This is a genomic window from Pseudomonas sivasensis (assembly GCF_052938085.1).
The window spans coordinates 3711476-3723222 of record NZ_CP176442.1; the positions used below are offsets into that span (position 1 = coordinate 3711476).

Here is an 11747-nt window from a genome sequence, read left to right on the forward strand (position 1 = left end):
ACGATTCGGCTTGCTCCCTCCCACATTACGGATCATTTCAGGCTGGCTTCAACTTTCCCCGCCACATCCTCCGTCAACCAAGCCTTCCACACTTCAGGGTGTTCTTTCATAAACGCCTGAGCCACGTCACGTGGCGGTGTGTGGTTCTCGCTCATGGTCGCCAAGGCTTTGTTCAGCGGCTGAATCGGAAACTCGACCTTCTCGAAAAACGCCGCAATCTGCGGGTGTTCCTTCTGAAACGGAGTAGACACACCGATGCTCAACTTGGACGCCAAAGACCGCGTAGGCTTCGGATCAGGATTATCCGCATCCGTCAGCGTTTTCCAGGCCTCCGCATCGAACGGTGGTTCTTCCAGCTGGATCAACTTATAGCGGCCCATCAAGGGCGTCGGCGACCAGTAGTAGAACAGCACCGGCTTGCCACGGCGGATCGACGAGGCAATTTCGGCATCCAGTGCCGCCCCCGAACCACTGCGAAAGTTCACATAACTGTCGTCAAGGCCATAGGCCTTGAGCTTCTGCTTGTTGACCACTTCCGAGGTCCAGCCGATGGGGCTGTTAAGGAAGCGTCCTTTGCCTGGGGATTCCGGGTCTTTGAACACGTCCTTGTAACGAGCCAGGTCTTTTACGCTTTTAAGGTCCGGTGCCAGAGGCTTGATGCCTTTGGCGGGATCGCCCTTGACCACGTATTCCGGAACCCACCAACCCTCGGTGGCACCTTTGACCGTATCGCCCAGGCCGACAACCTTGCCTTCGGCCTCGGCCTTGACCCACACCGGGCTGCGCCCTGCCCACTCTTCGCCGATGACCTGAATGTCGTTCTTGGCCAGGGCGGTTTCCAGCGTAATAGTGGTACCGGGCAAGGTGTCGGTGGGCAGGTCGTAACCCTTCTCGACAATCACCCGCAGTATTTCGGTGATCAGGCTGCCGCTTTCCCAGTTCAGGTCGGCAAAGTGTACCGGCGCCTGCGCGGCCGAGACAGACAGACTCAGGGCCGTAAACGACGCAGCCAACAGCGTTCTCAATCCTTTCATGCCCTTGCACCTCGCGATATCGCAGCAAACAGCGGACGGCTTTGCTGCTATGCGCGAAGCCTCTGAATAGTTAAGTCAACTCAACTGTAGTAGAGGTTCCGGGAGATAGGAGATGTTCGCAGTATTTGTTGGCTATTCGCTGGCCTTGAACGTTACCAGCTCACCCTTGCGCCATTTGGCGGCCTTGCCGGTCACGGCTTTGAGGGTTTTGGTCAGGCCTTCCTGCAGTTGTTCATTGGCCGCAAACACCAGCATCACGCTATGGCCTTCCTTGAAGACGATGCCGTGACCTTCGGCCGTCGACACAAAGGCATAGTCGCCCAGGCCATACACCGTCAACTTGATATCGCGGAACTTGAGTTCGAACTTGCCACCTTCGCGACTGGGCAATACCGCGGCACGAAAATGGTCACCCACCTTGAGTTCCAAGCGCGGCTTGTCATCTACGACCATCGCCGCTTCCGTGTCTATTTCGGCGATATAGATGCCTTCCGGCGTCTGCTCAGTGATGTAAACGAAACGGGATTGAAACTGTTTGACCAACTTTGCGCGCAAATCACCCAGCACGAACAACGCGTGCATATCCAGATTACTGACTGCCAAGGAAACGCCCCCACATCGAAAAGAGCGCTGTCCGCCAGAGCGGGCAGCACAAAAAAACGGCCATCTCGGCTCGATCACACAACACAATCATAGAAAAAACTGAAGAAGATCTCGCGGCTGCGCTCCAGGAGACTAGTGCAGACGCACACGATGGGCCTCATGCAAGGTCATCGCGAATCGCAGGAGATCACAGGTTCAATAACCAGAGAATACTGGTCGACCCGCTTCAGAAAATAACACTATTAAAAACGCAGTTTCCGACAGCGTATACAAACAAAAAACGCCTCGGCGTGGAACCAGACGCCAACTGCCGACGACAATACTAAAACAGCAACACAGGTTAAAACCACCTGTAACGCTGCTGCTGGGTCAACAAAGATCGATCGACAGGAGCTGACCATGCAACGACGCCAATACAACGCTATGCCTTCCAGCACTCGTTCATCATGGCAGGACGAACATCCATACTACTGCTTGCACAGTCCCAACGGGTACCCTCAATCAGTTCTTTACCAAGTAGTACCCGCCGGAAGAAACTTCTTTCATATCCGCGAAGTGACCAGCGGCAGGATCAAAGGCTTTCGCAGCGACCACATCGAGGCCTGTGAACTGGCCAAGCGGCTGGAGGCCTCCCTGCTCGGGGGGATCGTTTCGTCACCCGGATGACTTTACTGCGCCGCCACCCCTCAACAACTGCCATACTGGCCTGTCCATTGAAATTGGCCCCGTTCGGGTCGGGTTTCATCAGTGCAGTTGGTTACCTCGAAGGGAAGGCTATACGTGACGGAATTTGATATTGGCGAATTTTTCATCCACGGCGACGCAAGGGAAGTAGACGGTGAGTTTCAAGCAGTGATCGTGATGCGCGCCAAGCCACCGTTGACCACTGTCACCACGCATCAGGTGGAAAAGGACCGTTGGTTCAAGACGCTGGATTCCGCCGCCATCGCTGGAAAAGAATCCGCCCAGGCGCTCAAGACTGCGGTGGATTCAGGCGCGCTGACCTCCTGACAATCCGATCGAACTCTACCGCGCCACAAGCCTCCCATGCATAACCATCTAGAAACCTGCAGGGAGACCGATATGGACGCGCCAATACCTACACTCGAAACGTTATTCGAACAACTGGGCCTGGACTCGTCGCCGCAAGCCATCGACGCCTTCATTGTCGCGCACCCGCTGAGTGACGACGTGAAGTTGATCGACGCACCGTTCTGGACGCCGCAACAGGCTCAGTTTCTGAAGGAAGAACTGCGTGAAGACGCTGACTGGGCCATCCCCGTAGATGAGCTCAACCAGCGCCTGCATCAACCGCAGTAACCCACTCGACGCAGGCGGCCTGCGGCTCGCAGGCGCTTGCCCTACCTGTAACCGTGCCTAACGCACAGCCTTCGCCGCCTCCGGCTTATAGCCCAGACGCAAGCCACCCCAATGCCGCCCACGGACCATGATAGGTACCGACAAATCGTGCATCAACTCGCCGGTATCGCGGGTGTAGGTCTGCAACAACACCGCTTGTTGATGGCTGCCGCAACGAATCCCGGTGCGGTCGTCGAACTTGCGCTTGGTGCGATTCTGCACCGCGTCGACTTGGGTATCACCGGTCAGCGCCTGGGAAAACGCGTTGTTGTGGGTCGGCACATAGCCTTGGGGCGTGCAGGCAATCGCAAACACTAACCCTTCGTGACGTGGCAGCAGCGCTTCCTGAATCGCCGGCAACACCTGGTCGGTATAACCGTCGAACCGCGTGTGGTACTTGCTCGGGCTGGTTTTGGGGATCAGCGTGTAGCTGCGGTCGAACAGGTCGTCCAGGCTGATGCGGTTTTGCTGCACATCCGCCTCGAACTGCTCGGCAATGCGGCCAGCCCCCTCCCGCGCCAGGTCGTAGACACGCTGGTGATAGTCATCGAGCCCGACCTCGGCGAGGCGCTCGCTGATGGTTTCCGCCTGCCCTTCCATTTGCACAGCGGCGTCGGCCAATTGGCGGGTTTGCTGGTCGCTTATATCCAGGTCGCTGCGCATCTGTTCAACGGCGTGGAATAGGCTGTCGAGTTGGGCGCGGTTGGTGTCGGCGCCCTGGGCGATCTCATTGACCTGCCCTTCCACATCCGCTGCCAGGCTGGCGATGCTGTGAAGTTGTTCGCCAGCCTGCTCCACCTGCTCGACACCGGTGTGCAAGTCCGCCGACAGCTGGCGAATCTGCTCCACCACCTGAGCCGTGCGCTGCTGGATATCCGCCACCATCAACCCAACTTCATCGGTGGCGGTGGCCGTACGACCGGCCAGGCCACGCACTTCGTCCGCCACCACGGCAAACCCGCGCCCATGCTCGCCCGCCCGCGCCGCTTCAATGGCGGCGTTAAGCGCCAGCAGGTTGGTCTGGCTGGCGATGGACTGGATCACCAGGGTGACGCGCTGGATTTCTTCGCTGCGCTGGCTCAAGGCCTCGATCAACTCGCGGCTGGCATTGGCACGCTGGCTGAGCTGGTGCATGCGGATGATCGACTGGGCCAGAACTTCACGACCTTCAGTGCTGCGCTGATGGGCTTGGCTGGCAGCATCCAAAGCCTCGCGGCTCAGTTGGGAAGTGACTTTTTCGGTGCCGATCATCACTTCGGCACTGCTGACAATCTGCTTGGCGGCGCTCAATTGCGATTGCACGCGCGCAGCCAGCTGCTTGACCGAATACGCCACTCCGGCGGCGGACAGTGCGTTATGGCTGGTGGTATAGGACAGGTCGCGGGTCAGCTCGCCTATCGCATCGACGGCGGCAGACTGCTCGATCACAGGCTTGGGACTTTTCAGGCGGGGCAACCAGATGACCAGCAAGGCCAGTGGCAGGCAGAGGTACAGCGGCAGGCTGGCATAAGCAAGGCCCAGCAGTACCAGCACCAGGGCAGTGCTCTGCAAGAGCGGCATCAACCAGCCGGGCAACCCGCGCACCACCGCTTGGGGTGGCACTGCTGCGCCCATCAGAGTTCCGTCTCCAGCCATCTTCATTACCCCACTGCTTGTCGTTATTGTGTCTGCATTTAACGCCACTATCGGGCCATTATCCATGGGCCTTTAGTGGGGTGGGCTGCAGCAGATCAATAGACGGGCGTAACGGGGGTCTTTCTCTGGGGAACCGCGCGGGCGGCCCCCAGCTTCACCGCATCAGGCTTGGCGCTGATGCTTGTCGATCTGCTCGTGGCGCTCTTGCGCTTCGATGCAGTACTTGGTGGTCGGGCTGATCAACAGGCGCTTGAGGCCGATAGGCTCACCGCTGTCATCGCACCAGCCAAAGGAATCTTCCTTGATGCGTTCCAGTGCACGCTCAAGCTGCGGCAGCATGCGCTGGTCGCGGTCGATGGCGTTTACCAGCCAGGTGCGCTCTTCTTCAACGGAAGCGGCGTCGGCCGGGTCAGCCGGAGTGTCCAGGCTTTCAATGGCGATACGGTTCTGTTCAATGCGCTCGTGGTGCTCCACTTTCATGTCTTGCAGCAATTGCTCAAAAAAAGCGTGCTGTTCGGCATTCATGTAGTCATCCGCCGGCATGGCCAGCAACTTTTCCTTTGTCATTGATTTCTCTATAAAAAATACGTGCATTAAGGCGAATAAGGGAGCGTTCCGGCCGACCTCTGCAGGTCTCGGAAGGGCGCCATCCATTCCAAGCGCCACCCGGCACTCAATTTACGAGGGGCGGCAGTCTAAGGCCGACTTGAGGGCGCAGCAACTGAAAAGACAGGCATTTTTACCGATACAACCCCAAAAGGCACCAGGACGGGCTTGGCGAATGTTTATCGGAGTGCGTTTATAGCAAGAAATTCAGTGTTGTGGAGCTATATAGAAGACAAACGGTTGAAACAGACTGTTGATGATTAAATGTGGGAGGTGCGGTGCGACGATTCGACTTGCCCTCAGTCGAATCGTCGCACCGCACCTCCCACATTTTGTACCGCGTCAGCGTTTGAGTTTGCGTTTGTTGCGGTACTGGTCGATCACCACCGCCACCACGATGATCAAGCCTTTGATGATGTCCTGGATATACGCATCCACCCCCACAAAGGTAAACCCGCTGGCCATCACCCCAAGGATAAGCGCGCCGATCACCGTACCGGTAATACGCCCTACCCCGCCCGCCAGGCTGGTGCCGCCGATGACCGCTGCCGCAATCGCGTCCAGCTCATAAGACATGCCCATGCCCGCCTGACCCGTGGCGGCGCGTGCCGACGCCACCACACCTGCCAGGCCTGCCAGGAGGCCGGCGATGCTGTAGACGATGATCAGGTGACGCTTGACGTTGATCCCCGAGGTCCGCGCCGCCTGCATGTTGCCGCCGATGGCGTAGGTGTACTTGCCGTACTTGGTGTAGCGCAGGGCAATATGGAAGATCACCGCCACCACCAGGAAGATGATCACCGGCATCGCGCCATGACCAATAGCCGTGTACGAGTCCGAGAGCATGCTCACCGGCTGGCCTTCCGTGTAATAACGCGCCAGACCACGGGCCGAAACCATCATGCCCAGTGTCGCGATAAACGGCGGGATACCGGTGACAGCAATGATGCTGCCGTTGATCGCCCCTGCCAGCAGCCCCACACCCAACCCCATCGCCACCGGAATCCACACGGGCAGATCGGTCAGCGACGGGAACACCGCCCGGGAAAAGTCAGAAGTCTGAGCCAAACTGGCGGCAATCATCGCCGACAGCGCCAGCACCGAGCCCGAAGACAGGTCGATCCCCGTGGTGATGATTACCTGCGTCACCCCGATGGCCAGCAGGCCGATGATCGATACTTGCAGGATCATCAGCACCAGCCGCTGGGAGTTCATCAAAAAGCTCTGGTCACGCACGATCCAGCCGAACAACTCAAACACCAGCCCGATGCCGATCAGCACGAGGAAGATACTCAGCTCGGTGGGCAGTCGCCGCCGGTTCTTGACCGGTGCCGTGGCAGGCTTGTTGTCTGTTATCGCGTTCATAGCCAATCACCTTCTTATTCTATGGTGCGGACCAACCGCAGGCCCGCACGGCTGTTCGTCAGTGGACTACGGTCATACCGGAGGCCAACTGCATGACTTTTTCCTGGGTCGCATCCGCACGGTCCAGGGTGCCCATCAGTTCACCCTCGTGCATCACCATCACCCGGTCGCTCATGCCCAGCACTTCAGGCAGCTCCGAGGAAATCATGATCACCGCCATGCCTTCGCTGGCGAGGAAGGAGATCAGGCGATAAATCTCGGCCTTGGCACCGACGTCGATGCCTCGGGTCGGCTCATCCAGGATCAGCAACCGCGGATTGGTCATCAACCACCGGGCGAGCAAGGCTTTCTGCTGATTGCCACCGGATAAGGTGTCGATGCACTGCTCAAGAGACGGGGTTTTCACCCGCAGCTTCTTGCACATGTCTTCGCACAGCGCACGCAGGGCTTTCTGCTGGATAAAACCGTTACCCGAATAGTGCGGCAGTACCGCCATCTCCATGTTTTCCAGCACCGACAGGCACGGGAACAGGCCGCTGAGCTTGCGGTCCTCAGTCAGCAGCGCAAAGCCTTTCTCGATGGCCATGTGCGGGTCGGTAATGCGTACCGGCGCGCCATCCAGGGTGATCTGCCCGCTGCTGCTTGGGGTGATGCCAAAGATGGTTTCCGCCACGTTGGTACGGCCCGAGCCCATCAACCCGGCAATACCGAGGATCTCGCCAGCATGCAGGTCGAAGGAGACGTCCTTGAACACGCCATCCAGGGTCAAGTCGCGCACCGACATCAGCAACTCGCCGATAGGCGTCTCGCGCACCGGGAACAGCTGGCTCAGCTCGCGACCCACCATCATCGAGATCAAGCTGTCGCTGTTCATGCTGTCAGCACGTTGCAGGCCGATGTAATGGCCGTCGCGGAACACCGCCACTTCATCGGCGATGGCAAACACTTCGTTCATTTTGTGCGTGATGTAGACGATGCCTTTGCCCTGCGACTTGAGGTCGGCAATGATCGAAAACAGGTGGGCCACTTCCTTTTCGGTAATGGCCGAAGTCGGTTCATCCATGATCAGGATGTCGGAGTCGTAGGACACGGCCTTGGCAATCTCGACCATCTGCCGTTCGGCGATGCTCAGGTTACCCACGTGTTCCTCGGGGTCCAGGTTGATGCGCAGGCGCGCCAGCAACTCGGCGGTGCAGCGGTGCATTTCGCGGTGGTTGACCATGTGCAGGCTGTTGAGCTGCTCGCGGCCGATCCAGATGTTTTCGGCGATGCTCATATGGGGCATCAGGTTGAGTTCCTGGTGGATCATCGCGATCCCGGCTTTCTGGGCCGCCAGGGGTGTTTCAAAGACGATGGGCTTGCCGCGCAGACGGATTTCGCCAGCATCCGGCTGATAGATACCGGCGATGATTTTCATCAAGGTCGATTTACCCGCACCGTTCTCGCCCATCAGCGCCAGCACTGTGCCGGGGCGCACACGCAGTTGTACGTCGGCCAAGGCGACGACGCCGGGAAAGCCTTTGCTGATGTTGACGATTTCCAGCAGGTAGGGTTCTTCCTGCGCCAGCGGCTGGATACCGGGAGGCTGCGAGACAACGGCTTGAGCGAGCATAGGGAGGTACTCCATCAGCAGGGCGGGCACGACCGCCCTGCCGGTTCATTGTTGTTATGTCTGGGCTACTTGAACTTGGCGACGTTTTCCGGAGTGATCAGTTGGAACGGGATGATCACGTTCTGCTCGACCGGCTCTTTCTTGGCCATCTTGCGCGCCGCTTCCACCGAGCCCACCGCCTGGCCCTTGGCGTCCTGGAACGCGGAGGCGGCCATGTCACCCTTGGTGATCGCATTCAAGCCGTCCGGCGTACCGTCGACCCCGGCGATCAGCACACTGCCTTTTTCCTTGCCGGCCGATTTCAAAGCCATGGATGCGCCGATCGCCATCTCATCGTTGTTGGCCAACACCGCATTGAACTCGCGGCCTTGGGTCAGCCAGTCGTTGACCAGGGTCATGCCTTTGTCCCGCAGCCAGATACCGGTCTGTTCCTGTTCGATCTTGATGTCCGGGTACTTGGCCAACACTTCCTTCACGCCCTTGGTGCGATTGGTGGTGGAGTTGTTCGCCAGGTCGCCCAGCAGGATCACGATCTTGCCCTTGCCGCCGAGTTTTTCAGCGATGTACTGCATTTGCAGCTTGCCGGCCTCGACGTCATCGGAGGTTACGGCCACTACGTCCTTGGGCAGGTCTTTCTGGTCCGGACGGCGGTTGACGAACACCAGCGGGATGCCCGCCTTGGTCGCGGCGTTGATGATGTTTTTGGTGGAAGCCGTGTCGACCGGGTTGACGATGATGGCGTCGACTTTCTGACTGATAAAGTTCTCGACCTGGCTCAGTTGCTTGACCACATCGGCGCGGGCGTCTTCGAACTGCAACTGCACGCCGTCGCCCTTGGGATAGGACTTGGCTTGCTTATCCATGTCTTCGCGCAGGTAAGTGAGGAAGGTGTCATCGAACGCGGACATGCTCACGCCGACCTTGATGTCGGCGGCGCTAGCAAAACCGCTGGCCAGCATCATGGATAAAGCCAGCGCGGTAAAACGGATCGGGGTCTTCATGAACGGTCTGTCTCCACTTTCTTGTTGGTTTTTTGGACGTTGCGTTTATCAGAGCTCGGCGGGCAGTCGAACGACCGGGGCGCCAGGAATGCAGCAGACCAGCGCGCCTTGGTTTTCGACGCACAGCACATTAAGGAAGGAGAAGTAGAACGGCCGGGCGCGGGGCAGACCGCGGGGCGTGTGGGCAGGGCGTAAAACTCGCAGTACAGCGTTGAAGATTTTCATCTGACGGTACCTGGTTGTTTTTGATCTTGTTTTTGTTGAGTCGCCGGGGTCGAGCCCAAGACGTACTTTATGCAACCTGGAAAAGACTTTATTGGAAAATAATTTCCATATCAACCTGTTTTAGAATTTTATTCTATTTTTGTTGAAACCACCTGCTGACGCTCGGCGCTCAGGCGTGCGGCGTCCAATATACGGGTGGTTTCCAGCGCGTCATAGGCATCTACCGGCAAGGGTCCCTGCCCTTGCACGGCCGCTTGCAGTTGCCGGTAAAACTGCGTCCAGCAGCCCTTTTCTGAAGGCACCCGTTCACGCTCATCACCTTGCTCAAACCAGCCCCAGCGGCGGTGCTCCTCGGCGCCCCAGTGCTCGCCTTCGGTTTTCGGCGATTTGCCCGCCATCAGCGCTTCTTCCTGGCCATCCAGCCCGTCCACCGTGTAACAACCCAAGGTGCCACTCACCCGAAAGCGCGGGGCCTGGCTGTTTTGCAGGGCGTTGCCCCAGAGATGGGAAATAACCCCGTTGGCATGGGTCAGGGAGACGAAGAAACCGTGGTCGACGCTGGGGTGTTCGGCGGTGTAGTGCAATTGTGCGAACACCCGGTCCACCGGGCCAAACAGTTGCAGCGCCTGGTCCACCAGATGACTGCCCAGATCACGCAGCCACCCCCCGCCACTGGCATTGCCCACCGCTTGAGGGCTGAAGCGTTCCACGCGGGATTCGAAACGAGTGATGGTGCCCAGTGCACCGGCGTCGATGAGCTTGCGAAGGGTCAGGTAATCCGAGTCCCAGCGCCGGTTCTGATAGACGCTGAGCAACACTTCATGGCGTTCGGCAGCGGTGATCAACGCCTGAGCCTGTTCAGCGTTGGCGGCAAAGGGTTTGTCGCTGACCACCGCCACACCGTGTTCGATGGCCTCCAGCACCAGCGCCGGGCGGCCCTTGAGGGTGGTGGAAATGACCAGCGCATCGACACCGGCTTCGACGATCTGGCCAATGCTGTCAAAGGCCTTCACACCTGGAAGATCAGTACTTAATTGCTGGCGCCGCTCTGGTGAGCGCGTCACCACGCCGACAAACGTCGCACCCGGCAAAGTCGCAATCAGCGGCGCATGAAAAAAGCGCCCTCCGTGGCCGTAGCCGACTAGTCCGATTCGCATGATCAACTCCTGAGTTGAATTGGAAACCCAATCAACTGTGGGAGGGGGCTTGCCCCCGATAGCGGTGGATCAGAAACAAATTTATTGCTGACCCACCGCTATCGGGGGGCAAGCCCCCTCCCACATTGACCGAGTGTTAGCCGTAGAAGTGCGGACGATCCGGCAAGCTCACCTTCACAATCTGCTCACTGCCCTGCGCCTCAATACACGCATCCGCTGCCACCGCCGCCGCAAACCCATCCCACGCCGACGGCCCACCCACCTGCCCGGCGCGCACGCTATCAATGAAGGCCTGCAACTCCACGTCATAGGCACCGATAAAACGGTCCTTCCAGTCCATCAAAATTGCGTTCGACAGTTTGGCACCGCTGCGCAATTGCACTTGTGAAGGCTCCGGCAATTTGGCGATGCCAGTCTCCCCTACCACTTCGCACTGGATGTCGTAGCCGTACTGGCAGTTCACAAACACTTCCACATCGATACGGGTGCCCTTGGCGGTTTCCAGCAGCACGATCTGCGGGTCACGCAGGTGGGCCAAGGCCTTGCTGGTCTTGCGCGGGAACACCACTTGCACTGATACGTAGTCGTCGTTGAGCAACCAGCGCAGCACGTCCAACTCGTGGATCAGGGTGTCGGTGATCGCCATATCAGTCTTGTAGTTCTCACCCACCGTCGGGTTGCGGTGCGCGCAATGCAGCATCAATGGCTCGCCGATCTGGCCGCTGTCGATCACGGCCTTGAGGGCGCGATAGCCTTCGTCATACGGGCGCATGAAGCCCACCTGCACCAGGCGCTTGCCGTGGGCCACTTCGGCCTCGACGATCTTGTGGCAGCCTTCGGCAGTCACCGCCAGGGGCTTTTCACAGAACACCGGCTTGCCGGCGGCGATGGCCGCGAGCACGAATTCTTCATGGCTCGGGCCCCACGAGGTCACCAGCACCGCTTCCACCTGCGGCGAGTTGATCAGCGCGTGACCGTCCGGATACACCTCGGCGTCCAGCTTCAACTCCGCAACCACCTTGGCGGCCTGCTCAAGGTTGATATCGGTCACCGCCACCACCTGGCTGTTGAGCAAGGTCTGGCTGCAACGACGAATATGGTCGCGGCCAATGGCGCCGGTACCGATCACTCCAAGCTTCAAAGACATACA

At 58.8% G+C, this 11747-nt stretch carries 13 protein-coding genes; 3 read left to right on the forward strand and 10 right to left on the reverse strand.

Features of this window, described 5'->3' with window-relative positions; translation table 11 throughout:
• Positions 1-32 precede the first annotated feature (32 nt).
• On the reverse strand, positions 33-1034 hold the full coding sequence (locus ACKZ62_RS17220) for an ABC transporter substrate-binding protein (RefSeq protein WP_032885793.1): 1002 nt from the start codon (positions 1032-1034) through the stop codon (positions 33-35).
• 132 nt (positions 1035-1166) lie between these two features.
• Complete coding sequence (locus tag ACKZ62_RS17225) at positions 1167-1616, reverse strand: hypothetical protein (RefSeq protein WP_032885792.1); 450 nt, start codon at positions 1614-1616, stop codon at positions 1167-1169.
• Positions 1617-2036: 420 nt separating this feature from the next.
• Between ACKZ62_RS17225 and ACKZ62_RS17230 the strand changes: the two genes are divergently transcribed.
• The 3 genes from ACKZ62_RS17230 (at position 2037) to ACKZ62_RS17240 (ending at position 2957) form a co-directional block, all read left to right on the forward strand.
• Positions 2037-2303, forward strand: a complete 267-nt coding sequence (locus ACKZ62_RS17230; protein ID WP_163033237.1) for a hypothetical protein — start codon at positions 2037-2039, stop codon at positions 2301-2303.
• A 114-nt stretch (positions 2304-2417) separates the two neighbouring features.
• Positions 2418-2648: a hypothetical protein gene (locus ACKZ62_RS17235; RefSeq protein WP_032885791.1), complete on the forward strand. Its 231-nt coding sequence runs from the start codon at positions 2418-2420 to the stop codon at positions 2646-2648.
• Positions 2649-2720: 72 nt separating this feature from the next.
• Entirely contained in the window at positions 2721-2957 is a 237-nt protein-coding gene (locus ACKZ62_RS17240; protein ID WP_032885790.1) for a DUF2789 domain-containing protein, read from the forward strand.
• A 57-nt stretch (positions 2958-3014) separates the two neighbouring features.
• Here ACKZ62_RS17240 and ACKZ62_RS17245 read toward each other — a convergent pair whose 3' ends face one another.
• The 8 genes from ACKZ62_RS17245 to ACKZ62_RS17280 form a co-directional block, all read right to left on the reverse strand.
• Entirely contained in the window at positions 3015-4697 is a 1683-nt protein-coding gene (locus tag ACKZ62_RS17245) for a methyl-accepting chemotaxis protein (RefSeq protein WP_447095570.1), read from the reverse strand.
• Positions 4698-4793: 96 nt separating this feature from the next.
• The gene (locus tag ACKZ62_RS17250) at positions 4794-5198 is read right to left on the reverse strand and encodes a TraR/DksA family transcriptional regulator (protein WP_010564800.1); all 405 of its coding nucleotides are present in this window, start codon (positions 5196-5198) and stop codon (positions 4794-4796) included.
• A 381-nt stretch (positions 5199-5579) separates the two neighbouring features.
• Entirely contained in the window at positions 5580-6602 is a 1023-nt protein-coding gene (locus ACKZ62_RS17255) for an ABC transporter permease (RefSeq protein WP_032885788.1), read from the reverse strand.
• Positions 6603-6660: 58 nt separating this feature from the next.
• Positions 6661-8214 carry a sugar ABC transporter ATP-binding protein gene (locus tag ACKZ62_RS17260; protein ID WP_032885787.1) on the reverse strand — a complete coding sequence of 518 codons (1554 nt, stop codon included), beginning with the start codon at positions 8212-8214 and terminating at the stop codon, positions 6661-6663.
• Between the two features lie 65 nt (positions 8215-8279).
• Positions 8280-9215 carry a sugar ABC transporter substrate-binding protein gene (locus ACKZ62_RS17265; RefSeq protein ID WP_122754346.1) on the reverse strand — a complete coding sequence of 312 codons (936 nt, stop codon included), beginning with the start codon at positions 9213-9215 and terminating at the stop codon, positions 8280-8282.
• Between the two features lie 48 nt (positions 9216-9263).
• Entirely contained in the window at positions 9264-9440 is a 177-nt protein-coding gene (locus ACKZ62_RS17270; RefSeq protein ID WP_163033238.1) for a hypothetical protein, read from the reverse strand.
• A gap of 128 nt (positions 9441-9568) precedes the next feature.
• Complete coding sequence (locus ACKZ62_RS17275) at positions 9569-10597, reverse strand: Gfo/Idh/MocA family protein (protein ID WP_032885785.1); 1029 nt, start codon at positions 10595-10597, stop codon at positions 9569-9571.
• A gap of 136 nt (positions 10598-10733) precedes the next feature.
• Positions 10734-11744 (reverse strand): bifunctional inositol 2-dehydrogenase/D-chiro-inositol 1-dehydrogenase, encoded by a 1011-nt coding sequence (locus ACKZ62_RS17280; RefSeq protein ID WP_447095571.1) that lies wholly within the window; start codon positions 11742-11744, stop codon positions 10734-10736.
• Positions 11745-11747 lie beyond the last annotated feature (3 nt).